The 23,535-nt window shown below is 54.2% G+C and carries 23 protein-coding genes; 10 read left to right on the plus strand and 13 right to left on the minus strand.

Annotated features, from left to right (window positions below):
* The first annotated feature begins 84 nt into the window (after nucleotides 1-84).
* The 4 genes from fabZ to lpxB are packed head-to-tail and all read left to right on the plus strand — an operon-like array spanning nucleotide 85 to nucleotide 3,441.
* Complete coding sequence (gene fabZ / locus PJE062_RS01790) at nucleotides 85-561, plus strand: 3-hydroxyacyl-ACP dehydratase FabZ (protein WP_008547327.1); 477 nt, start codon at nucleotides 85-87, stop codon at nucleotides 559-561.
* Between the two features lie 8 nt (nucleotides 562-569).
* Complete coding sequence (gene lpxA, locus PJE062_RS01795) at nucleotides 570-1,370, plus strand: acyl-ACP--UDP-N-acetylglucosamine O-acyltransferase (protein ID WP_008546289.1); 801 nt, start codon at nucleotides 570-572, stop codon at nucleotides 1,368-1,370.
* A 17-nt stretch (nucleotides 1,371-1,387) separates the two neighbouring features.
* The gene (locus tag PJE062_RS01800; protein WP_008546584.1) at nucleotides 1,388-2,248 is read left to right on the plus strand and encodes an LpxI family protein; all 861 of its coding nucleotides are present in this window, start codon (nucleotides 1,388-1,390) and stop codon (nucleotides 2,246-2,248) included.
* Nucleotides 2,245-3,441, plus strand: a complete 1,197-nt coding sequence (gene lpxB, locus PJE062_RS01805; RefSeq protein WP_008546491.1) for a lipid-A-disaccharide synthase — start codon at nucleotides 2,245-2,247, stop codon at nucleotides 3,439-3,441. Before PJE062_RS01800 ends, lpxB begins: the two co-directional genes overlap by 4 nt.
* Before the next feature lie 135 nt (nucleotides 3,442-3,576).
* On the opposite strand, the gene PJE062_RS01810 is transcribed toward lpxB, so the two are convergent.
* From PJE062_RS01810 to PJE062_RS01820, 3 genes are read right to left on the minus strand one after another with little or no spacing between them, the layout of a single operon-like run.
* Complete coding sequence (locus tag PJE062_RS01810) at nucleotides 3,577-4,032, minus strand: hypothetical protein (RefSeq protein WP_008546844.1); 456 nt, start codon at nucleotides 4,030-4,032, stop codon at nucleotides 3,577-3,579.
* 10 nt (nucleotides 4,033-4,042) lie between these two features.
* Nucleotides 4,043-4,549 carry a hypothetical protein gene (locus PJE062_RS01815; protein WP_008546552.1) on the minus strand — a complete coding sequence of 169 codons (507 nt, stop codon included), beginning with the start codon at nucleotides 4,547-4,549 and terminating at the stop codon, nucleotides 4,043-4,045.
* 12 nt (nucleotides 4,550-4,561) lie between these two features.
* Complete coding sequence (locus PJE062_RS01820) at nucleotides 4,562-5,017, minus strand: hypothetical protein (protein WP_008547313.1); 456 nt, start codon at nucleotides 5,015-5,017, stop codon at nucleotides 4,562-4,564.
* 297 nt (nucleotides 5,018-5,314) lie between these two features.
* Here PJE062_RS01820 and PJE062_RS01825 point away from each other — a divergent pair, with 297 nt between their 5' ends.
* The gene (locus PJE062_RS01825) at nucleotides 5,315-5,779 is read left to right on the plus strand and encodes a GNAT family N-acetyltransferase (protein ID WP_008547276.1); all 465 of its coding nucleotides are present in this window, start codon (nucleotides 5,315-5,317) and stop codon (nucleotides 5,777-5,779) included.
* 13 nt (nucleotides 5,780-5,792) lie between these two features.
* Here the strand turns inward: PJE062_RS01825 and PJE062_RS01830 are convergent, their stop codons facing one another.
* The 4 genes from PJE062_RS01830 to gltX form a co-directional block, all read right to left on the minus strand.
* Nucleotides 5,793-6,278, minus strand: a complete 486-nt coding sequence (locus tag PJE062_RS01830) for a hypothetical protein (protein WP_008546591.1) — start codon at nucleotides 6,276-6,278, stop codon at nucleotides 5,793-5,795.
* A gap of 175 nt (nucleotides 6,279-6,453) precedes the next feature.
* Nucleotides 6,454-6,906 (minus strand): hypothetical protein, encoded by a 453-nt coding sequence (locus PJE062_RS01835; protein ID WP_208982102.1) that lies wholly within the window; start codon nucleotides 6,904-6,906, stop codon nucleotides 6,454-6,456.
* A 241-nt stretch (nucleotides 6,907-7,147) separates the two neighbouring features.
* Nucleotides 7,148-8,440 carry a citrate synthase gene (gene gltA, locus PJE062_RS01840; protein ID WP_008546659.1) on the minus strand — a complete coding sequence of 431 codons (1,293 nt, stop codon included), beginning with the start codon at nucleotides 8,438-8,440 and terminating at the stop codon, nucleotides 7,148-7,150.
* A gap of 231 nt (nucleotides 8,441-8,671) precedes the next feature.
* Nucleotides 8,672-10,096: a glutamate--tRNA ligase gene (gene gltX / locus PJE062_RS01845; RefSeq protein WP_008546549.1), complete on the minus strand. Its 1,425-nt coding sequence runs from the start codon at nucleotides 10,094-10,096 to the stop codon at nucleotides 8,672-8,674.
* Nucleotides 10,097-10,221: 125 nt separating this feature from the next.
* Here gltX and PJE062_RS01850 point away from each other — a divergent pair, with 125 nt between their 5' ends.
* A complete protein-coding gene (locus PJE062_RS01850; RefSeq protein ID WP_008546786.1) occupies nucleotides 10,222-12,801 on the plus strand; it encodes a ComEC/Rec2 family competence protein in 2,580 nt (859 codons plus the stop codon).
* On the opposite strand, the gene lexA is transcribed toward PJE062_RS01850, so the two are convergent.
* The 6 genes from lexA to PJE062_RS01880 form a co-directional block, all read right to left on the minus strand.
* Nucleotides 12,697-13,419, minus strand: a complete 723-nt coding sequence (gene lexA, locus PJE062_RS01855; RefSeq protein WP_037035800.1) for a transcriptional repressor LexA — start codon at nucleotides 13,417-13,419, stop codon at nucleotides 12,697-12,699. The genes PJE062_RS01850 and lexA overlap by 105 nt on opposite strands.
* 263 nt (nucleotides 13,420-13,682) lie before the next feature.
* Nucleotides 13,683-14,897, minus strand: a complete 1,215-nt coding sequence (gene glp / locus PJE062_RS01860; RefSeq protein WP_008546724.1) for a gephyrin-like molybdotransferase Glp — start codon at nucleotides 14,895-14,897, stop codon at nucleotides 13,683-13,685.
* Entirely contained in the window at nucleotides 14,894-15,397 is a 504-nt protein-coding gene (gene moaC, locus PJE062_RS01865; protein WP_008547268.1) for a cyclic pyranopterin monophosphate synthase MoaC, read from the minus strand. The genes glp and moaC overlap by 4 nt, the downstream gene beginning before the upstream one ends.
* A 59-nt stretch (nucleotides 15,398-15,456) precedes the next feature.
* The gene (gene trpC, locus PJE062_RS01870; protein ID WP_008547018.1) at nucleotides 15,457-16,248 is read right to left on the minus strand and encodes an indole-3-glycerol phosphate synthase TrpC; all 792 of its coding nucleotides are present in this window, start codon (nucleotides 16,246-16,248) and stop codon (nucleotides 15,457-15,459) included.
* Between the two features lie 13 nt (nucleotides 16,249-16,261).
* Nucleotides 16,262-17,299, minus strand: coding sequence for an anthranilate phosphoribosyltransferase (gene trpD / locus PJE062_RS01875; protein WP_008546766.1), 1,038 nt, complete (start codon nucleotides 17,297-17,299; stop codon nucleotides 16,262-16,264).
* Between the two features lie 145 nt (nucleotides 17,300-17,444).
* Nucleotides 17,445-19,331, minus strand: coding sequence for a SurA N-terminal domain-containing protein (locus tag PJE062_RS01880; protein ID WP_008547123.1), 1,887 nt, complete (start codon nucleotides 19,329-19,331; stop codon nucleotides 17,445-17,447).
* Nucleotides 19,332-19,576: 245 nt separating this feature from the next.
* On the opposite strand from PJE062_RS01880, the gene tpiA reads away from it, so the two are divergent.
* From tpiA to PJE062_RS01900, 4 genes are all read left to right on the plus strand, one after another.
* Nucleotides 19,577-20,326, plus strand: coding sequence for a triose-phosphate isomerase (gene tpiA / locus PJE062_RS01885; protein ID WP_008546634.1), 750 nt, complete (start codon nucleotides 19,577-19,579; stop codon nucleotides 20,324-20,326).
* A gap of 122 nt (nucleotides 20,327-20,448) precedes the next feature.
* Nucleotides 20,449-20,814: a preprotein translocase subunit SecG gene (gene secG / locus PJE062_RS01890; RefSeq protein ID WP_008547142.1), complete on the plus strand. Its 366-nt coding sequence runs from the start codon at nucleotides 20,449-20,451 to the stop codon at nucleotides 20,812-20,814.
* A 177-nt stretch (nucleotides 20,815-20,991) separates the two neighbouring features.
* Nucleotides 20,992-22,620 carry a CTP synthase gene (locus PJE062_RS01895; protein ID WP_014285907.1) on the plus strand — a complete coding sequence of 543 codons (1,629 nt, stop codon included), beginning with the start codon at nucleotides 20,992-20,994 and terminating at the stop codon, nucleotides 22,618-22,620.
* Nucleotides 22,621-22,643: 23 nt separating this feature from the next.
* Nucleotides 22,644-23,498, plus strand: a complete 855-nt coding sequence (locus PJE062_RS01900) for a VOC family protein (RefSeq protein WP_208982103.1) — start codon at nucleotides 22,644-22,646, stop codon at nucleotides 23,496-23,498.
* Nucleotides 23,499-23,535: the final 37 nt, after the last annotated feature.

The raw sequence follows: 23,535 nt of genomic DNA on the forward strand, positions 1-23,535 counted from the left end.
GTGGCTGGTGAACGAGGAGGGCGTGTCCTCACTGTCTCTAAGAGAGATGAGCGCCAGTCCAACCAATATTGCTGAGGCATTATTATGAGTGATGTAGAGACCAAAACACTGGAAGCTGCGGATATCATGCGGGTTATGGAGCTGCTGCCCCACCGCTATCCATTCCTGATGATCGACCGTATCGTAGATATGGACGGAGATAATTCTGGTGTTGGTATCAAGAATGTAACCATCAATGAGCCACATTTTCAGGGGCATTTTCCTAGCCAGCCTGTGATGCCGGGCGTTCTGCTTATCGAAGCGATGGCTCAGACTGCTGGTGCGCTTTGCGTTCATGCCCGTGAAAAGACGGATGTGCCTTCTCTGGTTTACTTTATGACCATCGATAAGTGTAAGTTCCGTAAGCCAGTGGTTCCTGGTGATCAGGTCCGCTTTCATGTGAAGAAGATCCGCAACCGCGCAACCATCTGGAAGTTTGAAGGTGTTGCAATGGTTGATGGTCAGAAGGTCGCTGAAGCTGAAATCAGCGCGATGCTTGTCGATTCAGACGAGGCGAATTGAGGTCATTGATGCAACAGATTCATCCCACCGCAATTATCGAGGATGGGGCCGTACTTGGAGAGAATGTCAAGATCGGTCCTTACTGCATGGTGGGGCCCAAGGTAACACTTGGCGATGATGTAGAGCTTGTTTCACATGTGGTGATCGCTGGACGGACAACTATCGGTGCCCGGACCAAGGTCTTTCCGTTTGCAAGCTTGGGGCATCAGCCGCAGGATCTGAAGTTTTCCGGCGAAGATACGCTTCTGGAGATCGGTGAAGACAACCAGATCCGTGAGCATGCGACCATGAATCCTGGCACAGCCGGAGGTGGTGGTGTCACGCGGGTTGGCAATGGCGGTCTGTTCATGATGGGCACCCATGTGGGGCATGACTGCATCGTGGGCAACAACGTCATTCTGGCGAACAATGCGACGCTTGCCGGTCATGTGGAAGTTGAAGACTTCGTGATCTTTGGTGGTCTGTCTGCTGTGCGTCAGTGGTGCCGTGTTGGCTCGCATGCCATCGTTGGTGGTTTGACCGGCGTTGAGTTTGATGTGATCCCTTATGGTTCCGTTATTGGTGATCGTGCGCGCCTGGCCGGACTTAACCTGATTGGTTTGAAGCGCCGCAACTTCTCTCGTGAAGAAATCCATGCTCTTCGTGGAGCCTATAAGGAAGTCTTCAACAGCGAGGAAGGAACGCTGCGGTCCCGCGCTGAGGCTGCGCGCACCAAATATGCTGAGTTTGAAGGTGTGCAGACGATGACGTCGTTCATGCTGGAAGATGAGAAGCGCCGGTTCTGTACGCCGCGCAACAATGGCGAATAAGGGTCTGTTTTGAGTTCATGGTGAAACAGGCACCTATTGCTGTGATTGCTGGTGGTGGCGACTTACCGGGTTTGGTCATTCGTTCAGCTATGGCGCAAGGACGTGAAGTCGTTACCATCGCGATTAAGGGGGAGGCAGATGCCTCCCTTTCTGCGTTTAATCCCGTCGAGCTTGGCTGGGGGCAGATTGGTAAGCTGTTCTCGACGCTGAAATCTAAAGGCGTGCGTGACGTTGTTTTGATCGGCGGTGTGCAGCGGCGCCCGGATTTTACGTCCATCCTTGGGGATTTTGGTACGATGTGGCGCTTGCCGCGTATTATTGCTGCTGTGGTTGGTGGTGATGATCATCTGTTGGTGAAAGTTGCTGGGATATTTGAGCGAGAGGGACTGCACGTGGTTGGTGCTCATGAAGTTGCTCCTGAACTGGTTGCAAGCCCGGGGCATGTGGCTGGTCCTAAGCCGAGCAAAAAAGCCTTGAGTGATATGACGCTTGCTATTGAGGCGGTGGATGCACTTGGACGGCTGGATATCGGGCAAGGTGCGATTGCTGTTAATGCGCGCGTTGTGGCGGTTGAAGGGGCGGAAGGCACGGATGCCATGCTTGAGCGTGTTGCGGTCTTGCGTGAAAACGGGCGTGTTCGCTCTAAGGGGGCTGCGGGTGTGCTTGTGAAGTGTTCTAAGCCGCAGCAGGACCTGCGTTTGGATATGCCGGGCATTGGGCCGCAAACTATTCGGAAAGCCGCTGAGGCGCAGCTGCAAGGCGTTTGCGTGGAGGCCGGGCGTGTGCTTGTTGCTCATCGCGATGAAGTTGAGCGCCTCTGCGATGAGCTGGGTGTGTTTCTTTATGGCTGTACACGCGGCGAAGAGGCTGACACATGAGCGAGTTGGAAGCCATAAAGCCGTTCAAACTGTTCTTTGTTGTTGGTGAAGAATCCGGTGATCAGCTTGGTGCTGAGGTGATCAAAGCCTTGCGGGCACGCATTGGGGATCGCCTTGAGGTTTGCGGGCTTGGTGGGGAGCGGATGGCTGCGCAGGGTGTTCAGTCTATCTTCCCGCTGCATGATATTGCCGTGATGGGCATCACGGCTGTTCTGGAGCGTTTGCCGACCATTATTCGCCGCGTGCATCAGACAGTTGATGCAGTGATTGCCGAGCAGCCGGATTTGCTGCTTATCATCGACTCTCCGGATTTTACGCATAATGTGGCCAAGCGTGTGCGCAAGAAAGCGCCGCATATTCCGGTGGTGGATTATGTGAGCCCGTCTGTTTGGGCGTGGCGTCCCGGCCGGGCGAAGAAGATGGCGGCTTATGTGGATCAGCTGCTTGCGCTGCTGCCGTTTGAGCCTGATGCGCATAAACGCCTTGGTGGACCACCTTGCGACTATGTGGGGCATCCACTGATTGAGCGTTTGGATGATCTGCGTCCTGCTGCGGGTGAACGTGCCGAGTTAGGAGATGGCAAGAAGCAGCTGGTGGTGCTTCCGGGGTCTCGAACCAGTGAGGTTTCGCGGTTGCTGGAGCCGTTTGGCAAAGCTGTAGAGCTGATCTGTGCGCAGGATCCGGATGTGGAGGTGATCATTCCGGCGGTGCCGCATCAGGAGCAGCGCATTCGCGAAGGTGTAAAGTCATGGAAAGTGCAGCCACGCATCGTGACGGGAGAGGCTGAAAAGTTTGCAGCTCTGCGGTGTGCCAATGCCGCGCTTGCGGCGAGCGGAACGGTTTCTCTGGAGCTGGCGATTGCCGGTGTGCCCATGGTGATCGCGTATAAGCTGGACTGGTTCTTCCGCCGCCTGAAGCAGATCAACCGCTTTATCAAGATTGTCGCGGTGGACACTATTGTGCTGCCGAACCTTGTTCTGGGTGATCACAGCATCAAAGAATACATCGAGGAAGAGGCCAGCCCTGAGGCGCTCAGCAAGGGTGTTCTGGCGCTGCTTTCTGATAGTCCGGAGCGGCAGGCGCAGCTGGATGCGTTTTCTCGTATTGATGAAAAGATGCGTTTGCCTGAAGGTGAAAGCCAGGCGGGTAAGGCTGCGCGGATCATCTTAGAGACCGCTGGGCTCTCAGTTTAAGAGCTTTTCAAAGTGATTCATAAAATGGGCGTAGCTCATTGAAAACGAAGAGTCATTTGGTCTGTCACTTAAAGTGGTGCTTTAAGTTGAGATCTGAAAGGCCTGAGGAGAACTTCAGGCCTTTTTTGTATGTGCTCAGTTGCTCAGCACCTTGATGTCGAGAGTACCGCGGCAGGTGCCGTCTGAGAAGACGCCAGTGGCTTCCTGACTTCCTACGAGGCCTGTGGCGGCCAGTTCCACATCAACGGGTGTTTTGCTCTCGTCATCCGGGAAGATGATTTCATACTCGTTCTCAATGGAGAAGATGCCAGCGCTCACGCTGCCGCCGATGGAAATCACGAGGATGTCGTGGCCTTTGTCGGTTCCGCGTTTGAGGGCGTCATTGGTGGAGTCTGGGTGGTTCTTGGTGGTGAAGCCTTCGCCGTAGCGCTTGGCGCAGGTGCCGTCGTCCGGGCTGCCGTCGGTCATGGACAGGTTGGAGAAGGTGATTTCTTTGTTGCCCGGACCCAACCTTTGGGCGACGGCCAGCGCGGAGGTGCTGGTGATGGCCAGTGTCGTAAGGATGATCGCGGGATAGAATAGAGCTTTCATGATATTCTCACTACTTCTTGTCTGGGCCATTGCTCTGTTTTGATGAGTAGGTCTTGCCGTTATGCAAGGTTGTCAGCTCGATTGTTATTTCGCCGACGCATGTGCCGTCTGAGAAAACGCCGGTGGCGCGGCCTGCGCCTATAAAGCCTGTAGCTGCGAGTTGCAGTTTGACTGGCTGTTGGTTTCCTTCATTTGGAAAGGTGAACTTGTATTGGTTTTCAATGGAGTACACTCCGCTTCCGACATATCCACCCAGGTAGATGAGTTCGATCTTTTGGCCTTCGGAAGTTGTTACCAGACGTTCCTTTTCAATCGTCGCTGCATGGCCTTTTGTTATGAAACTCTTGCCGTAGCGCTGTCTGCATATGTTTGCATCTGCCTTGTTGTGGAGCGGGGTGACATTCGAGAAGGTCGTGATTTTATCGCCGAGGCCAACACGAATGCTTAGCGCTTCAGCCACGGTTGTTGTGTGGCCAAAAATAAACAAGCTCAGAGCTGCACATATGACAGCTTTCATAGGGCGTTTATCCTATTGCTGCGCAGATTGGATGGTGACCTTGCCGCGGCAGGTGCCGTCGGAGAAGACACCGGAGGCTGTTCCGCTGCCGATCAGGCCGGTGGCGAACATCTTCACGTCGATGGCTTCTTTGTGCTCATCGTTGGGGAAGATGATCTCGTATTCATTCTCGATGGACAGGATGCCATCACCAATGGTGCCTCCGGTGGAGGAGATGATGATGTCGTGGCCCTCAGTCGTTGTTTTCTGGGCTTCCTGTGAGTTTGTGTCGGGGTGATCGGTGGTTTTGTAACCGGTTCCGTAGCGTTTTGCGCAGGTGCCGTCGTCGGGCGTTCCGTCCGCCATTGTCAGGTCGGAGAATGTGACGGTTTCGTTGTCGCTGCCGAGGCTGTGATTGTCTGCCAGTGCTGCGGTGCTGACAAAGGCGATTGCGCCGAGGCTTGCTGCTGCGCAGATAATTTTCTTCATGGGGTGCCACCACTCGTTGCTTTTTCCGGCCAAAGGCCGCGCAAAGAGTAGTCCTGCTGCGTTAACGCAAATGCTCCTGTTGCGCTTTGATTTTCATTAGGATGAAGAATAGGTTTGAAGCGTGCTTTTGGATTTAGCCAGTTTCTAATGCACTACACATAAACATAGGTGAAAACTGAAGGTTTGCACCTTGTTCGGGCGTTTGTGCCTGAGGCGTTGTATTAGAGTTGTTGCTCTATTGTTCTTATTGCCCGCCGCAGTCGTGGTTTAGGGCACATCCACACTTTGAGGTCTTTCATGAAAGTCAGAGAAGCCGTTCTGGCGGATGCTGCGGAAGTCAGCGGATTTTTGCAGGAGTTGGCAGCGCTTGGAAAGCGGAGTCTGCCGAGTGATGAAGAGTATGTGCGCTCGAACTACATTGCCCATGCAGACCGAATTCGCTGCTCTGTGGTTGAAGGTGAGGATGGGTCGCTGCTCGGGCTGCAGATCCTGAAACGTGCTTCAGAAGGCAATCCATACGATGTGACACCGGGTTGGGGTATCATCGGCACGCATGTGCGTCCGAGTGCTGCGCGCCGTGGTGTTGGGCGGGTGCTGTTTGCATCCACATTGGAAGCAGCGCAAGGTGCGGGCCTTGAAAAGATTGACGCAACCATTGGGGCGAGTAATCCAGAAGGGCTGGGCTACTATGAAGCGATTGGGTTCCGGACCTACAAAACCTCTGAGACATCCATCAGCAAGTGTCTGGAAGTGAGCGCGTAATCAGCAGGCACTGTCATTTCACATTAATGACGGAGAACCTGCCTGAGCAGACGCCATCAGAAAAGACGCCGCTGAACATTTTTGAGTTGATGAAACCGGTGATGAACTGGGTGATCTCCACTTCCTGATCCGGTTCGTTGGGGAAGGTGATGAGCACCTGTGAGTGCTCGGCATAGATGCCATCCCCGCGCAGCTCACTGCGGGCGTAGAGGCTGAATTTGTGGCCTTTATCGCTGACGAATTGACCGCGCCGTCCGTTGGGGTTCGGAGAAACAGTATAGCCGTTGCCATAGCGTTCCTTGCAGAACTCAACGCCTACCGCATCTGTAAGGACAGTCAGGCTTTGAATAGAGATCTGGCGGGATGTGGAGAGGCGTTTTAAGTCGGTGAATGGATTGGCCCGGTTGTCGCGATGGATGAACTGGCTGTGGGCTGGCCCCGGCATAGCAAGGGTGACGGCGAGCAAGACACCTGCATACTTCAGTTGTTTTAGGCGCATATACACTCCCATTTCGATCCCTGCTGTGTCCTACCTCTCATTTCGGAAAGTGTGGCGGCTGCGTTGCTGCCAGTTGCCTGCCTGCGGAGTTTAGAGAGTGCCGCTTAACGCATCAGTTCTGAACCAGCCTGTGTTTGAGAAAAATCCTAGGCTCTGCGGTTGGGTTTGAGAGAGCTTAGGGCAGTGTCCATGGGCCAACGGAAACCTTGCCCGTGCAGGTGCCATCCGTAAAGACACCGCTGTAGCTGTCTCCGCCAATCAGGCCGGTGACGAACTGGGTGACCTCAATTTCTTCCTCTTCATTGCCCGGGAATGTCATCATGAACCGGTCATGTTCTGCAAAGATGCCTTCTCCCATGATCTCGCTGCGGTCTACCAGAGTGACTGTATGGCCTTTGTCGCTGATGTAGGTGCGCTTTGGCGCTTCCTTGGAGGGGGAGACCGTGTAGCCGTCACCGTAACGCTCAACACAGATGGAGTTGTCTGAGGTGCCGTCCTGCATGCTGAGCTCGGAGATGGAAACGTCTCTGGTTGCTTCTGTAACGTCTGTGTTGGCTAATGCGTTGGGTGCCAGGCTGGTTGAGAAGAGGGCAATAGCCGCAAAAACGGGGAGAGGTACAAGGCGCATCAACACTTCCTTTCCTGATGCCGGTGGCATGGCCAGACGCTGGCTCAAAGGTTGAGGATAGGGAAGTGGCGAGGCATGAACAGGATTAAGATGCCTCATGGTTTGCAAGGGCTGAATGCAAACGGAATGTTTCAAATAAAAAAGGAGGCAAAATGCCTCCTTCTTCGATAGCAGTTTTTTCAGCTTCTTGAGCTTCGCTACATTTGCCGAAAACCGGTGATCGCTTTTCGGCAGAATGTTTTTAGCGACGCTGGTCGATTGGCTGATAGTCACGCTCGGAATAGCCGGTGTACAGCTGGCGTGGACGACCGATGCGCTGGGAAGGATCTTCAATCATTTCCTTCCACTGTGCGATCCAACCTACTGTACGAGCCAGTGCGAAGAGCACGGTGAACATGGTGGTTGGGAAGCCCAGAGCACGCAGAGTGATGCCGGAGTAGAAGTCAATGTTCGGGTAAAGCTTCTTCTCAACGAAGTAAGGATCGGTGAGAGCAACTTTTTCCAGTTCCATTGCCACTTCGAGAAGCGGATCGTCCTGGTGGCCCAGCTCAGCAAGCACTTCATGACAGGTTTTCTGCATGATGCGTGCGCGTGGGTCGTAGTTTTTGTAGACGCGGTGACCGAAGCCCATGAGGCGGAACGGATCGCTCTTGTCTTTTGCACGTGCAACGTACTCAGGAATACGGTCAACAGAGCCGATTTCGGAGAGCATGTTCAGAGCTGCTTCGTTTGCACCACCGTGGGATGGACCCCACAGACATGCGATACCAGCTGCAATACATGCAAATGGGTTCGCGCCTGAAGAACCAGCAAGACGGACTGTAGAGGTGGAAGCGTTCTGCTCGTGGTCAGCGTGCAGGATGAAGATACGGTCCATAGCGCGAGCCAGAACCGGATTTACTTTGTATTCCTCACATGGAACTGCGAAGCACATGTGCAGGAAGTTGGATGCGTAGTCCAGATCGTTTCTTGGGTAAACGAAAGGCTGGCCAACGTGGTATTTGTAGGCCATTGCAGCAATGGTCGGCATCTTCGCGATCATGCGCAGGGAAGCAACCATGCGCTGGTGTGGATCGGAGATGTCGGTGCTGTCATGATAGAAGGACGAGAGAGCTCCAACGGTACCGGTCATGACTGCCATTGGGTGGGCGTCACGACGATAGCCTTTGAAGAAAGAGCTCATCTGATCGTGGATCATGGTGTGGTAGGTTACGCGGTGAACAAAGTCGTCCTTTTCTGCGCGTGTTGGCAGTTCGCCGTACAGCAGCAGGTAGCAGGATTCCAAAAAGTCGCCGTGTTCAGCGAGCTGTTCAATCGGGTAACCGCGGTAAAGCAGAGTACCTGCGTCACCATCGATGAAAGTGATCTTGGATTCGCATGAGGCAGTTGATGTGAAACCAGGGTCCAGAGTGAAGTGGTCAGTTTGCTTGTAAAGCGAACCGATGTCCAGAACATCAGGGCCCATGGAGCCAGAGTGGACGTTAAAGTCCCAGCTGTTGTCTCCAATAGTCAGTTTCGCTGTTTTGTCGCTCATATCAGGCAACCCCCATTTTGTATCTCCTCATGCGACTTGTTCCATTTGTGTACAAATGAATACACTGCATGATCTGACGTTTCCGCCCGGAGGAGAGTGTTGTCGTGGAACTGCCTATATCATTTGCCGCGATGGGGCAAGCACCCGCAACCACCGCTTTTAGTTATAAGTGAAACTACCGCTACGACCAACGGGCATTTGTAGCGGTAGTTTCTCTGAAATTTCAGCGGATTACGCTGCAAAATCACGAATGCGTGCGCAAGATTCGTCTTTTCCGAGCACCACAAGCACATCAAAGATGCCTGGGGATGTCCCACGACCAGTGAGTGCAGCGCGCAATGGCTGAGCTACTTTGCCGAGTTTCAGCTCTTCTGCTTCCGCTACTGCCTTAACGGCAGTCTCAGTGCTTTCCACGGTCCAGTCGGTGAGGGCTTCCAGAGCTGGGAGCACCTTACCAAGAACAGCTTTTGCCTCATCAGACAGGATCTTTTCCGCTTTTGCATCCAGATCCAGCGGACGCTGAACCCACAGATAGCGTGCAGATTCCTGCAGCTCCACAAGGGTCTTTGCGCGCTCTTTCAGGCCAGGCAGAGCGGCCATGAACTTGTCCTGGTTGCCATTGCCTGCCATCCACGCCATGACGTCAGCGCCGCCTTCCACATCCATCAGGTAGGTGAGGAAGTGCTGGTAGAGCTCTTCGTCGCCTTCAGAGCGCATGTAGTGGGCGTTGAGGTTTTCCAGCTTCTTGAAGTCGAAGCGGGAAGGAGACTTGCCGCATGCGTCCAGACCGAACCATTCGATCATTTGCTCGGTGGAGAAGATCTCGTCATCGCCGTGGGACCAGCCGAGGCGTGCCAGATAGTTACGCATCGCGGACGGCAGGTAGCCCATTGCACGGTATGCTTCTGCACCGATCGCACCATGGCGCTTGGAGAGCTTTGCTCCGTCCGGACCGTAGATCAGCGGAATATGCGCCATAACTGGTACATCCCAGTTCAGAGCCTTGTAGATCAGGGTCTGACGTGCAGCGTTGGTCAGGTGGTCATCACCGCGCACGATGTGGGTCACGCCCATGTCGTGGTCGTCGACAACAACGGCCAGCATATAGGTCGGGTTTCCGTCAGAGCGCACGAGGATCAGATCGTCGAGATTCTCGTTTGCGAATTTGACTGTGCCCTGAACCTGATCTTCCACGATGGTGTCGCCTTCCAGCGGTGCTTTCAGGCGGATTGCAGGAGCGATGCCTTCCGGCGCTTCAGACGGGTCACGGTCGCGCCATGTGCCGTCGTAGCGCGGCGGACGACCTTCTGCGCGGGCCTTCTCGCGCATTTCGTTCACTTCTTCCGGCGTGCAGTAGCAGTAGTAAGCTGTGCCTTCCTTAACCATCTGCTCCGCCACTTCGCGGTGACGGTCTACGCGGCCATACTGAGAGATCGGCTCGCCGTCCCAGTCCATGCCCAGCCAGGACAGGCCATCCAGAAGCGCGTCTACAGCTTCCTCGGTGGAGCGGGACCGGTCTGTGTCTTCAATACGCAGCAGCATTTTGCCGCCGCTGTGTTTGGCCAGCAGCCAGTTGAACAGGGCTGTACGGGCGCCACCAATATGCAGGTAGCCGGTAGGAGAAGGCGCAAAGCGCGTGACGACAGGTTTAGTCATAGCTCGTCCGGAAAAGTTTCAAGTTACTTCGAATAGTTTGGGGTAATTACGGCGGGGCGCCGTATCTTGACGGGCTGTGTACCATAGCATTGAAAAGTTCCCAAGTGGCAGAAAGGGACTTAAGGGTGCGCGAGGGACAATCATCCTCAGACAAGACGCAATCTGGTGGTTCGGCTCCCAGAATAGACGTGCTTTGCCTGAAGGGGGATAAGTTTTCTTCCGCTGCCTTTGAGGGGGATCTGTTGCCCGCTGAGGATGTTCTGGAGGCTGCTAAAACACAGCAACGCAGAAAAACGCAAATCAACGCAAAAAACGCACATAGCAACGCAACTGAAGTGATCTGTGAGGAAAATCAGCGTGTTGGGGTGCGGGAGCGATGTGTTGCGGCTGCGTTGACCGTTCGTAGTGCCATATTCTGGATAGTGAGGCCGGATTGGCCGGGGGCAGTAAGTTATGCCCGCACGGCTCTCTCTCAGGACTGGGATCGCGGGCAGGGCATCGTCTGGTATGCGCTGAGCCATATGGCGGGCGTACTGGTGTATTTCTCGCTGCCCGCCGAGCCTTACAGTGTTTTAAGCGGACTTGCCGCTATCCTATTGGGACTGTTTGTTTTTCGCAGAATGAAGAATGGCCGACCGACGGTTGGTCTCACAGCGTTTTTATTTTTTGCGCTCGGCTTTTTCCTCTCGGATTTGCGCGTGGAGTTCGCCCGAGGTGATCCGCTGGAGCGTCCTGTTACGCGGAAGGTGGAGGGAGTTGTCACCGGGCTCAAGCAGTCCGGGCAGCACTCATACTCTGTTATCCTCGGGGAGGTGCAGGAGTATTCCAAGAGGGGGGCAACTCCGCTTGGTTTCAAAATCCGGCTCAGCCTGAAGGGGATGAAAGAGGCTCCGGTGATGGGGGATAAGATGCAGCTGAAGGCGCGTCTTCTGCCGCCCGGTGGTGCTGTGCGGCCCGGCGGCTATGACTTTGCCAGAACTGCGTTTTTTGATGGGATCGGTGCGGTTGGTTATGCGCTTTCCAGACCTGTCATGCTCGCCCGTGATGGGGGCACTGGATTTCTGCAGCATGTGGACACGATACGAAGCGGTATCGCTGGGCGCATCCGGCGGGTGTTGGATTACTCGCCAGAAAGTGCCTTTGCTGTTGCTCTCCTGGTAGGCAAGCGGGACTATCTGGCTTCTGCTGATAAAGACGCCCTACGTAATGCAGGCCTCGCACATGTCCTCGCTATTTCCGGCATGCATATGGGGTTGGTGACCTCACTGGTTTTCCTCGCCGCGCGGTTGGTTCTGTCTCTTAGTCAAAGCCTTGCTTTGAAAGGACATATCCACGTTTACGCCAGCATTGCCGCGTTGATTGCAGCGACGGTTTATCTTGGTTTGTCAGGGGCTTCTGTCGCCACGCAGCGGGCCTATCTGATGGCGGTGCTGATCTTATGCGCCGGGTTGCTTGGTCGCCGCGCGTTCAGCCTGCGCGGACTTGCTCTCGCCTGCCTCCTCCTTTTAAGCCTGCGCCCAGAGGAGGTCTTATCCCCGGGCTTCCAGATGTCCTTCATCGCCGTCCTCGCTTTGTTGTCAGCTTACTCCTTTGGCAAAGACTGGCTTCGGGATGATCGGGAAGCTTATGTTTTAAAAGGGAAAACTGGCGTTTTGCGTACTCTTAAAAAGCCCGCGAAGTGGCTTTTTGCCTGCGCAATGACCTCCCTGATCGCAGGCGCCGCCACTGCTCCAATTGCGGCCATGCACTTTGAGCAGATCGCCCCCTATGGGGTGGTTGGTAACGTGCTGGCCATGCCGCTGGTGACTTTTGTTGTTATGCCCCTTGGTCTGCTTGCATTACTGACGATCCCGCTTGGGGCCGATGCGTTCTTTCTGCAGGGCATGGAAGTGGGATTATCTCTGGTGCTGAAGGCGGCCTACTGGGTGAGCGCGCTGAGTGATGGGTTAACCAATCTGGGCGTTGCCAGTGTCTCTGGTTACCTGCTGGTGATCCTTGCGAGTATCATACTTTGCATCATGCCCTTACGCCTGAAATGGCTTTCTGTGCCAGTATTTGCAGCGGGTCTCATAGGTTTCGTAGTGGAGCGGCCACCTGATGTGATGATTGCCGATGCAGGTAAGCATATCGGGTTTTATGGCGAGGACGGGTCTTTCCGTCTGACATCCTCGCGTATATCATTTGCCGCCGATAGCCTGCTGCGGGCAGGGGGATACTCTGCAAATTCCTTTAAAGAGCATAAAACGCGGGCAGCAGACCGTTCCTGTGATGAGGAGGGCTGTGTGCTGGCGTTATACCCGCACAGAGCGATAGGTGGTGGAGGGGAACAAAAGCCATCAGTTGTTCTGGCGCAGTCGAAGGTGGAGGGCGTTCTGAAGGCTGATTGTCAGCTTGCTTCCATCATTGTCACCCAGGCTCAGGCCCCTTCCAGCTGCAATGCTGAGCTGGTTTTGGATCAGAAGACTTTTGGAGAACGAGGTTCAGTTTATATCTGGTTGTCAGATCAAGCAGAAAGCGGGCATAAAATAAAAAAAGTGCGCTGGGCATATGATGCTCAGCGCAGACCTTGGAATCCTAAATTGCCTATAACAACCAGTGCGTTAATAGCGGCGGAAGAGCGCAATCATCTTGCCCTGAATGCGGACACGCCCCGGGCCGAAGATGCGAGTTTCGTAGGCGGGGTTGGCCGCTTCAAGCGCGACTGAAGCACCTTTTTTGCGCAGGCGCTTCAGAGTTGCTTCCTCATCATCGATCAGCGCCACGACGATTTCACCGTTATCCGCGGTGTCGCCGCGTTTAATCAGCACAGTATCCCCGTCGAAGATGCCAGCGTCAATCATGGAGTCGCCTTTGACCTCCAGCGCATAGTGTTCTCCGCGACCCATCAGATCTGCAGGCATTGCAATGGAATGGCTCTGATGCTGGATTGCTTCGATCGGCACACCTGCTGCAATGCGGCCCATAACCGGGATCTCCAGCGTGGGCACTTCGTCAGGAGACGGCGTGCGTGGTGGAGGCGGTGCCGCGACTTTCTTGCTCAGTGATCCTTCGATGACCTCAGGCGCAAAGCCCTTTTCCTTGGCCGCAGGCTTCAGGCCTGGTGCGATGGACTCTGGTAGCTTGAGGATTTCCAGCGCACGGGCTCTGTTTGGCAGGCGGCGAATAAAGCCGCGCTCTTCCAGAGCTGTGATCAGCCGGTGAATGCCGGATTTGGAACGGAGGTCCAGCGCGTCCTTCATCTCATCGAAGGAGGGTGGAACACCTGCTTCCTTCAAGCGTTGATGGATGAACATCAAAAGCTCGTGTTGCTTCTGTGTAAGCATCTTTTATCCCCGTTCGCTCCTAAGCGCAGATTGAAAGTGAGCGGCCATACTCTCCGGTTCCGGAGATGACCATTCGTTGATTTGTAATCCCAACAAGCTGAAAGACTTCAACTTCTGCGATTGGGAGGACAAAACACGAACGTACTCTACCTGTTCTCATTGTGTTCTGCAATGGGTTTGTTGCGTTTAAGCCCTGCTAGAACTGGGGGAATTGGATTTTGACGGGTGAGTGGACAGGGGTTGTCCACTCTCGTCTTTCGGATTTAGCGTAGCTTGAGAAGCTCAACTTTTTCGCCTGCCGATGCAGCCGGTGCGTGTGGCGGGAGAACAATCAGAGCGTCTGCTTTGGTGAGCAGTGCAAGCATTGAGGAATCCTGCTTACCAAACGGCTCGGTTGTCAGATTGCCTTGTGCATCGGTGCTCAGGCTGGCGCGCAGGTAGTCCTGACGCAGGTCGTTTGCAGGCAGGTCAGCGGTCAGCGTGGCTTTGGTAACACCTTGATTTGCCAAAGGTACTGAGCGGCCCAGCATTTTGTCGAGGAGAGGCCCAAGGAAGAGGAGGGCGCAGACAAGACTTGATACCGGATTGCCCGGCAGGCCGAGGACTTTCATCGGGCCAAGAGCGCCTGCCATGAGTGGTTTGCCCGGACGCATGGCAATGCGCCAGAAGCCGAGCTCCATGCCTTCTGCTCCAAGCACGTCCTGAATGAGGTCGTGGTCGCCAACAGATGCGCCGCCGAGCGTGACTAGAACATCGGCTTTGGCTTCAATTGCCTGCTTGACGCGGGCTGTGATTTCTTCAGGCTGGTCCGGGGCTATGCCTAGCATCATTGGGATGCCGCCGCAGTTTTTCACAAATTCTGCGATGCCGACCTGATTGGATGCGATGATTTGATTCGGACCTGGTGTCTGGCCCGGCTCAACGAGCTCGTCTCCGTTTGCAAGGATTGCGACAACCGGCTTCTTGCGCACTGGCAAGCTCGCGTGGTTCATTGCGCCCGCAAGGGACAGCTCGCGGAAGCCGAGTGGGGCGCCTGCTTTGAGGAGGACCTGGCCTTCTTGGAAGTCCAGTCCGGCAGGGCGGATGAACTTGCCAACAGTTACGCTCTCTTGGCAGAATAGGTTATCCCCGTCACGGCGGGCATTTTCCTGCATCAGGATCGCATCCGCACCCGCTGGTACCGGCGCGCCTGTGAAGATACGTAGGGCTTCGCCGTCTTGCAGTGTGCCGTCGAAGTTATGCCCGGCAGCGACTTCACCGATGACCTTCAGTGCGCACTCAGGATCTTCGGTGTCAGCGGCTTTTACGGCATAGCCATCCATCGCGGAGGCGGAGAACGGAGGCTGGGTGCGGGTTGCGGCAACATCTTGTGCCAAAACGCGTTCGCCAGCTTCCAGAAGTGGGAGGCTCTCGCTTGCGGTTGGCTTTACGTCCTTAAGGAGGCGGTCGAGTGCTTCTTCAATACTGATCAGGCTCATTTGGAGTTATCCTCCTCAGCCAGATAGTGACCGGACTTACCGCCCTTCTTCTCCAGCAGGCGAATCTCACCAATCTCCATTGAACGATCAACGGCTTTGGCCATATCGTAGATCGTCAGGCACGCAACAGAAGCAGCTGTCAGCGCTTCCATCTCAATACCGGTCTGACCAGAGACCTTTGCGAAGACTTCAATCTCAATGCCCGGCAGCTCCGGGTTCGGTGTGAAGTCCACCTGCACCTTGGAAAGAGCCAGCGGATGACACAGCGGGATCAGCTCATGGGTGCGCTTGGCAGCCATGATGCCAGCGATGCGGGCCGTTGCCAGCACGTCGCCTTTCTTGGCGTTGCCGGAAAGGATCATGTCCAGAGTGTCAGGCTGCATCTTCACCTGACCGCCGGCGCGGGCGATGCGTGAGGTGACCTCTTTCTCCGAGATGTCGACCATATGAGCCGCACCACTGTCATCAAGGTGAGTGAGTTTTGGAGAAAGTTCTGACATTTTCTTGCCTCTGGACACAGTTTGTTCAGGTCATTGCCTTTTGCAGGCAGTTGATTTTCTTAGCGTTTAAGCAGCGCTTTTGTTGCGTTCTCGACATCGTCCTGCCGCATAAGGCTTTCACCGATGAGGAAGGTGGAGATGCCAGATTTTTCCATGCGGGAAAGATCTTCCGGAGTGAACAGGCCGCTTTCGCCCACGATGATCCGATCTTGCGGGATCAATGGAGCAAGGCGTTCACTGGTCTCCAGTGATGTCTCGAATGTTTTCAGGTTGCGGTTGTTGATGCCGACGAGTGGTGAGGTGAGCTTCAGCGCGCGTTCCAACTCAGCCTCATCATGCACCTCAATCAGCGCATCCATACCAAGCTCAAAGGCGGTGTCTTCCAGCTCTTTGGCTAATGCATCATCAACGGCTGCCATGATGATCAGGATGCAGTCTGCACCCCAGGCACGGGCCTCATGCACCTGATAGGTGTCATAGAGAAAGTCTTTGCGCAGAACTGGCAGGGAGACTTCATTACGGGCTGCGACGAGGTACTCTGGTTTTCCCTGGAAGGACGGCGTGTCGGTCAGCACGGACAAGCAGGCTGCGCCGCCATTTTCATAGGCTTTTGCGAGTACTGGCGGGTTAAAGTCAGCGCGGATCAGGCCTTTGGACGGGCTGGCTTTTTTTACCTCAGCGATTAGGGCGTACTCACCGTTTGCGTGCTTTGCTTTCAGTGCGTTTGCGAAGCCGCGGGTTGGAGTTGCTGCCTTGATTGCCGCATCCAGATCAGCCAGAGAAGTTTGCGCTTTTGCAGCGGCAATCTCTTCACGTTTGTAAGCTTCGATTTTCTTAAGGATATCTGACATGGGATCCGTGGTCTTAGAGTTTCATGTTAGCAGCTGTTGCAGCGTCGGAGGCTTCAACAAGTTTGTCCAGTCGGGAAAGGGCGGTACCTGTATCGATCGCCTGTGCAGCCATCTCTACCCCGTCTGTGAGGGTGGAGACTTTGTCTGCAACGATCAGGGAGGCTGCAGAGTTGAGCAGGACGATGTCGCGGTACGCGTTCTTGGCGCCTTGCAGTACTTCGCGCAGGGCCTGAGCGTTTTCTTTTGGATCGCCGCCCTTCAGGTCTTCCGTCTTTGCAACAGGTAAGCCTGCATCTTCTGGTGAGATGGTGAAGGTGTTGATGCTGCCGTTTTTCAGTTCGGCGACAAAGGTTGTTCCGGTGGTGGTGATTTCATCCATGCCATCGGAGCCGTTGACGATCCAGGCTTTTTCCGTGCCCAGTTCGTTTAGCGTATTAGCGAGCGGCTCAACCCATTGCTGCGCGAACACGCCGGTCATCTGGCGTTTTGCGCCTGCCGGGTTGGCAAGAGGACCAAGCAGGTTGAAGATGGTTCTGGTGCCAAGCTCGATGCGAGCTGGGCCAACGTGGCGCATAGCTTTATGATGGTTTGGCGCGAACATGAAGCCGATACCTGCCTCGTGAATGCAGTGGCTGATGCCGTTTGCGTCCAGATCCAGATTGATGCCCAGTTCGGCCAGCGCTTCAGCAGAGCCGGACTTTGAAGAGAGGGAGCGGTTGCCGTGTTTGGCAACGGTTACGCCGCAGCCTGCGACCACAATCGCCGTGCAGGTCGAGATGTTGTAGGAGCCGGATGCATCACCGCCAGTGCCGACAATGTCGATGGCGTGGTCTGGTGCTTTTACCGGGATCATCTTGGCGCGCATGGTCTCAACTGCTGCGGAGATTTCATCGATGGTTTCGCCGCGCAAGCGCAGGGCCATCAGGAAGCCTCCGATCTGAGCAGGAGTTGCGGCGCCTGACATGATGATCTCGAATGCCTCGCGGGCCTGAGACCGGTCCAGTGCGTTGCCGTCAGCGACAATTCCAATGAGATTTTTCAAATTGCTCACGGCGAAAACTCCCTCAATCCCTCAGGTAATTCCTTAATGCACACAAAGGCTAACTATTAGATAGCTTTAGGAGGGCTGTCTAGGAGATAAACAAAAGCCCGCCACACTTAAAAGTGTGGCGGGCTTGTTTTCGACAAGGTTTTGTCTACTGGCGATCCAGGCCGGTCAACTGATTGAAGACTGCCTGATTTACGAGGACGCCTTCTGTCTGTTCCAGCTGGTTGATGAACTGGTTGAGTAATGAGCTTTCCAGTGCGCCTGTCAGCTGGGTGTTGATGCGCTGAGCGTTCTCTGACTCTGTCATGAAGGCCGGAGCTGTTGTGTCCGTCAGAACCAGAAGGATCCGATCTTCATTATTGCCAGGAACCTGTGCGGCGGTGCCCTTAGGTCCGGAGAAGGCTGCTGTAATAGCTGAGCCGGAAAGGCCTTGTACGCCACCGTTGCGGGTGAATGGCTGAGAGGTCGTTGTTGTCAGGCCTTCAGCTGCCGCGATCTCGGAAAGCGACTTTCCTGCTTCCACTTCTGCAATCAGAGTTTTGGCTTTTTCTTCCAGCAGTTCACCAGTGCGGTTTGCTGTCCAGTCAGCGGTCACAGCTTCTTTAACTTCAGAGAGTTCTCTGTCGCGGGAAGGTGTGACTTCTTTGACTTCGTACCAGAGGTGACCGGTGCGGCCGATTTCCAGTGGATCGTTTTCAACGCCAACATCGGTTGAGAAGACAGCGGTGGTCAGCTCGTTCGCGATTGGCAGTTCAACTGTTTCGCCCGCTTCGTTATTGCCGGAGGCGTCGAAAGCAGGGGTGTTGATCAGTTCCAGATCAAAGCGTTCTGCGATCTCTTCAAAGGTGCTGCCGCCTGCGCGTGCATCTTCCACTTCGTTGAACAGGTCTTCCACTTCATCAGCGGCGTTTGCCTGAGCAACTACGGTGCGCAGTTCGTCTTTTACGTCTTCAAGTGGCTGAACTGCAGCTGGCTTGACTTCTTTTGCAAAGAGGATGGCGTTGGTGAACTGGCCTTCGACCACGTTACTTGCCTGACCTTCTTGCAGAGCAAACGCAGCGTCTGCGATCTTCTGATCCAGGAAGCCTGCCTTGTTCATGAGGCCGAGATCGACGTCTTTTTCGGTCAGATCGCGCTCATTCATCAGGTCTTCAAAGGTCTTGCCGGAATCCATCTCAACCACAGCAGCTTCTGCTTCCTGTTTGGTTGGGAAGGAGATCTGATAGATGCGGCGTTGTTCCTGAGACTGGTAACGGTTTTTGGTGCGCTCATATTCCTGAGCGATCTCTTCATCCGTTACGTTTTCAGGCTTTGCGATTTTGTCTGATGTCAGCTCGATGATGGTCGCGCTGCGGTATTCAGGTGCTTTGTAGTTGCCTTTGTTTTCTTCAAAGAACGCGTTGAGTTCTTCGTCAGTCGGCGCAGGAACGTCGGTCAGAGAGCTTTTTGGCAGTACGAGGTACTCAACAGTGCGCTCTTCCATTGCGTACTTGTCGAAAGCTTCGAGCATGGTTTCTGGCACTACAATGCCACCAATGACGGCTTCGGCGAGTTGTTGGCGCTCTGCGACGAGCTGCTGCTGCATGACGAATTCGTCTTCGCTCATGCCGAGATTGTAAAGAACCTGACCGAGGCGATTGCGGTCATAACCATTCACACCCTGAAAGGCAGGTGTTTCCTGAATGGTTTTGATGATTGCTTCATCTGAAACGCCGATGCGCAGCTTTGATGCTTCATTATCAAGCGCAGCTTCAGCGACCAGGCGGCCCAGAACCTGAGCTGGTACGCCAAATGCAGCGGCCTGTTCCTGTGTGACAGGCTGGCCGACGCGGCGTGACAGCTGGTCGAGCTCGCGTGAATAAGCTCGTTGGAAATCCTGAGCTGAAATTTCTTTGTCACCCACTGAGGCAACAGATGTGGAGCCGATTCCAGTAAAGACGTCAGCGATCCCCCAAACTGCAAAGCTGAGCACCAGAAGGCCGATCAGGATCTTTGCAAACCAGGAACCTACGCTATTACGTAGCGCGTCGAGCATAATTTTATCCGTTCTCTTGTTGAAGGCGAGGGACAGTCTCCCCGCGCACACATGCAAGGCCGCCGGATAATAGTGTTCCTTTCGCCGTGGGGCAAGTTTACACAACATAAAGCCTGTGAGATTCGCCGTGAGATACGAAGTTCATCGCACTAGCGGTAATCCACTATGGGACTTAAGTGTTTTTTCTGCTAGTGAGCACACATTCCATATGGGAATCTAGAATTCATATTTGGGGAACGGATCAAATGACTAATCGGCCACTTGTTGCTGGTAACTGGAAAATGAATGGCACCAAAGCTTCTGCTGCAGAGCTGGAAGCTATGGGTGCGGGATACGACTCAGCACTTGCCGAAAAAGTAGAGCTTCTGATTTGCCCTCCTGCATTGCTGGTTGCACAGCTTGCTTCTCAGGACAAAATCGCGATTGGCGCCCAGAACTGCCACGCTAAAGAAAGCGGCGCGCATACTGGCGACATCTCCGCTGAGATGATCCGTGATGCTGGCGGCAAGTTTGTTATTGTTGGTCACTCCGAGCGCCGTGAAGACCATGGCGAATCTGATGCAGATGTTTGCGAGAAGGCTGAAGCTGCTTACCGCGCTGGTCTGGTCGCGATCGTTTGTGTTGGTGAAGTTGAGAGCGAGCGCCGCGCTGGCACCACTCTTGATGTTGTTACCAAACAGGTTCTTGGTTCTGTGCCAGCAGGCGCAACTGCTGAGAACACTGTGATCGCTTATGAGCCAGTCTGGGCAATCGGTACCGGCCTGACGCCAACACCTGTTGATGTGGCTGAAGTCCATGCGTCTATCCGCGCGACACTCATCAAACAGTTTGGCGATGAGATTGGCGGCAAAATGCGCGTCCTTTATGGTGGCTCTGTTAAGCCTACCAACGCAAAAGAACTGCTTGCGGTTGAAAACGTTGACGGTGCACTGGTTGGCGGTGCAAGCCTGAAAGCGGCGGATTTCCTTGGAATCGCTGAGGCTTATCGCGGCTAATATTAGTCGGATTATAATAATATTCTTAGCAGTCCACCAATTTGCTGCGCCTTTAGGGTAGAAAGGCGCAGCAAATTCGGTTAGAAGGCCGACTAACGAATTCATTAAACCTACGGATACCTATGGAAACCGTTCTGATTGTTATCCACCTGATGGTCGTCGTTGCGCTGGTAGCAATGGTTCTACTGCAGCGCTCTGAAGGCGGCGCATTGGGTATTGGCGGCGGTGGCGGCGGTGGTGTGATGAGCAGCCGTGGTACAGCAAATGTGCTGACACGCGGTACTGCGATTCTTGCTGTCTGCTTCTTTGCAACTTCACTCGCTCTTTCTCTGCTGGCACGCTACGACGAGCGTCCAGGTTCTCTGCTTGATCAGGTTCCAGCTGGTTCCGCAACTCAGGGCACAGAGCAGGGCAGCGGCAATGGTCTTCTTGACCAGCTTCAGCAGCAAAGTCAGCCAACTGGCCCGCAGGTTCCACCTGCACAGTAATCTGCTGTAGAGCAGAAACAGTTGAAATATACGTTTGACGGCACCGCACCTTGTGCAGTGTCCGTCATTCGTGCGTTCAGGCATAACTCAAATATCCAGGGTATTGGATTATCAGGCACCAAGCTAAGTGTGCTTCCCTACTGATAAATTCCGCCCTTTCTAACGTGGTAGCGATCCATGGCACGGTACATATTCATCACCGGTGGTGTTGTTTCTTCTCTCGGGAAGGGACTTGCCTCCGCAGCTCTTGGTGCGGCTTTACAAGCGCGCGGATACAAGGTGCGACTTCGTAAGCTCGACCCTTATTTGAACGTTGATCCAGGTACCATGAGCCCTTACCAGCATGGTGAGTGTTATGTGACCGATGATGGCGCTGAAACTGACCTGGACCTTGGTCACTACGAGCGTTTCACTGGTCGTCCGGCAAACAAGCAGGATAACATTACCACTGGTCGCATTTATCAGGACATTATCGCGAAAGAACGCCGTGGTGATTACCTGGGTGGTACCGTGCAGGTGATTCCTCATGTGACTGACGCGATCAAGAACTTCGTTCTGGACGGTAATGAAGGCTATGATTTCGTGCTCTGCGAGATCGGCGGTACCGTTGGTGACATTGAAGGTCTGCCATTCTTTGAAGCAATCCGTCAGCTTGGCAACGATCTGCCACGCGGACAGGCTGTTTACATCCACCTGACACTGCTGCCTTACATTGCAAGTGCTGGTGAAATGAAAACCAAGCCAACACAGCACTCTGTTAAAGAGCTGCGCTCCATCGGTATTCAGCCAGATATTCTCATGGTTCGCTGTGATCGCCAGATCCCTGAGAATGAGCGTCGCAAGCTGTCCCAGTTCTGTAACGTTCGTGAAGAAGCTGTTATCCCGGCATACGATGCAAAGAGCATCTACGAAGTGCCATTGGCCTACCATAAAGAAGGTCTGGATGAGCAGGTTCTGGATGCGTTTGGCATCACAGGTGCTCCGGCTCCTGATCTGTCCCGTTGGGAAACCATCGTTCATTCTCTGTTTAACCCAGAGGGTGAAGTCACCATCGCAATCGTTGGCAAGTACACCGTTCTCAAGGACGCGTATAAGTCCCTGATTGAAGCGCTGGTTCACGGCGGTATTGCGAATGGTGTGAAGGTCAATCTTGAGTGGATTGAATCTGAAGTCTTTGAAAAAGAAGACCCAAGCGAGTTCCTTGCTAATGTGAACGGTATTCTCGTTCCTGGCGGCTTTGGTGAGCGCGGATCTGAAGGTAAGATCGCTGCTGCACACTACGCACGTGTGAACAACATTCCTTACTTCGGTATCTGCTTTGGTATGCAGATGGCTGTTGTGGAAGCTGCTCGCAACATGGCTGGCATTGCTGATGCAAGCTCCACCGAATTTGGTCCTGCAAAAGAGCCGGTTGTTGGCCTGATGACCGAATGGACCCGCGGTAACGAAAAAGAAGAGCGTCATGCTGAAGGCGATCTGGGCGGCACCATGCGTCTTGGCGCTTATGATGCAGTTCTGAAAGCTGACAGTAAGATTGCTGCGATCTACGATTCTACCGAGATCTCTGAGCGTCACCGTCACCGTTATGAAGTGAACATCGGCTATCGTGAGAAGCTTGAAGAAGCTGGCCTAATCTTTGCTGGTACGTCACCAGATGGCGTTCTGCCTGAGACTGTAGAGATCGACAACCATCCGTGGTTCATCGGTGTACAGTATCACCCAGAGCTGAAGTCCCGTCCATTTGAGCCGCATCCGCTATTCTCTTCATTTGTAGGTGCTGCGCGCGACAACAGCCGTCTGGTTTAATTTGCTGTTTTGGGGGAAACGCTTTGACTAAGGGAATTGACCACATTGTGCTTGCTGTAAACTCTTTGCAGGATGCAGCAGGACACTGGGAACAGCTGGGTTTCAAGGTGACGCCAACCGCGCGTCATCCTTGGGGGACTGAGAACCGTCTCGTCCAGCTGAATGGTAGTTTCCTTGAGGTTCTGGTGATCGGCGAAGGTGCTGAGCTGACAGAACCGAGTGAAGGTGTTTTCTCTTTCGGTGCATTCAACCGTGACTTTCTGCTGAAGGGCGAAGGTGCTTCCATGTTTGTTATGGACAGCATCAGCGCTGCGGAAGATCGCAGAGCCTACAATGCTGCTGGTCTTGCTGAGTACGCGCCATTTTCCTTTGAGCGGATTGCTGTGACGCCAGAAGGTGAAGAACGCCAGGTCGCGTTTGATCTGACGTTCACTACTGATCCGCTTAGTGCGGAAATTGGCTTTTTCACTTGCCACAACAAGTTTCCTGAGAATTTCTGGAAGGCTGACTATCAGTCGCATCCGAACACTGTTCGCGATCTGACTGAGGTGGTTTTCGTGGCTGATGATCCGGCAGACCATCACGAGTTCCTCAAGGCGTTCATTGGGGAGCGTACTGCACGACTTTCCAGTCTCGGCGTTGAGATTGAGACTGCTCGTGGGACTGTGAAAGTGCTGTCACCAAGCGCTTATGTAAGCCTTTATGGTGTGAAAGCGCCCGCTGACCGCAAAGGTCTGAATTTGGCTGCCTTGGGCTTTGCCGCAGAAGATCTAGAGAGCTTTGCTACCTATGCCAAGGCTCTTGGCGGACGCAAGCGCGGTGACTTTTGGGTTATAGAGCCTGAGCGAATGGCCGGTGTGGCTGTTTTCTGTAGCTGATCGTGTTTTGAACCCCGGTAGCGTTGTTTCCGGGGTT

It is taken from the genome of Pseudovibrio sp. JE062, assembly GCF_000156235.1.
Lineage (GTDB): Bacteria > Pseudomonadota > Alphaproteobacteria > Rhizobiales > Stappiaceae > Pseudovibrio.

Excerpts from the sequence above, each read along its gene's own strand:
- fabZ (WP_008547327.1), top strand. The coding sequence starts at position 85 with ATGAGTGATGTAGAGACCAAAACACTGGAAGCTGCGGATATCATGCGG.
- lpxA (WP_008546289.1), top strand. The coding sequence starts at position 570 with ATGCAACAGATTCATCCCACCGCAATTATCGAGGATGGGGCCGTACTT.
- PJE062_RS01800 (WP_008546584.1), top strand. The coding sequence starts at position 1,388 with ATGGTGAAACAGGCACCTATTGCTGTGATTGCTGGTGGTGGCGACTTA.
- lpxB (WP_008546491.1), top strand. The coding sequence starts at position 2,245 with ATGAGCGAGTTGGAAGCCATAAAGCCGTTCAAACTGTTCTTTGTTGTT.
- PJE062_RS01810 (WP_008546844.1), bottom strand. The coding sequence starts at position 4,032 with ATGAAAGCTCTATTCTATCCCGCGATCATCCTTACGACACTGGCCATC.
- PJE062_RS01815 (WP_008546552.1), bottom strand. The coding sequence starts at position 4,549 with ATGAAAGCTGTCATATGTGCAGCTCTGAGCTTGTTTATTTTTGGCCAC.
- PJE062_RS01820 (WP_008547313.1), bottom strand. The coding sequence starts at position 5,017 with ATGAAGAAAATTATCTGCGCAGCAGCAAGCCTCGGCGCAATCGCCTTT.
- PJE062_RS01825 (WP_008547276.1), top strand. The coding sequence starts at position 5,315 with ATGAAAGTCAGAGAAGCCGTTCTGGCGGATGCTGCGGAAGTCAGCGGA.
- PJE062_RS01830 (WP_008546591.1), bottom strand. The coding sequence starts at position 6,278 with ATGCGCCTAAAACAACTGAAGTATGCAGGTGTCTTGCTCGCCGTCACC.
- PJE062_RS01835 (WP_208982102.1), bottom strand. The coding sequence starts at position 6,906 with ATGCGCCTTGTACCTCTCCCCGTTTTTGCGGCTATTGCCCTCTTCTCA.
- gltA (WP_008546659.1), bottom strand. The coding sequence starts at position 8,440 with ATGAGCGACAAAACAGCGAAACTGACTATTGGAGACAACAGCTGGGAC.
- gltX (WP_008546549.1), bottom strand. The coding sequence starts at position 10,096 with ATGACTAAACCTGTCGTCACGCGCTTTGCGCCTTCTCCTACCGGCTAC.
- lexA (WP_037035800.1), bottom strand. The coding sequence starts at position 13,419 with ATGCTTACACAGAAGCAACACGAGCTTTTGATGTTCATCCATCAACGC.
- glp (WP_008546724.1), bottom strand. The coding sequence starts at position 14,897 with ATGAGCCTGATCAGTATTGAAGAAGCACTCGACCGCCTCCTTAAGGAC.
- moaC (WP_008547268.1), bottom strand. The coding sequence starts at position 15,397 with ATGTCAGAACTTTCTCCAAAACTCACTCACCTTGATGACAGTGGTGCG.
- trpC (WP_008547018.1), bottom strand. The coding sequence starts at position 16,248 with ATGTCAGATATCCTTAAGAAAATCGAAGCTTACAAACGTGAAGAGATT.
- PJE062_RS01880 (WP_008547123.1), bottom strand. The coding sequence starts at position 19,331 with ATGCTCGACGCGCTACGTAATAGCGTAGGTTCCTGGTTTGCAAAGATC.
- tpiA (WP_008546634.1), top strand. The coding sequence starts at position 19,577 with ATGACTAATCGGCCACTTGTTGCTGGTAACTGGAAAATGAATGGCACC.
- secG (WP_008547142.1), top strand. The coding sequence starts at position 20,449 with ATGGAAACCGTTCTGATTGTTATCCACCTGATGGTCGTCGTTGCGCTG.
- PJE062_RS01895 (WP_014285907.1), top strand. The coding sequence starts at position 20,992 with ATGGCACGGTACATATTCATCACCGGTGGTGTTGTTTCTTCTCTCGGG.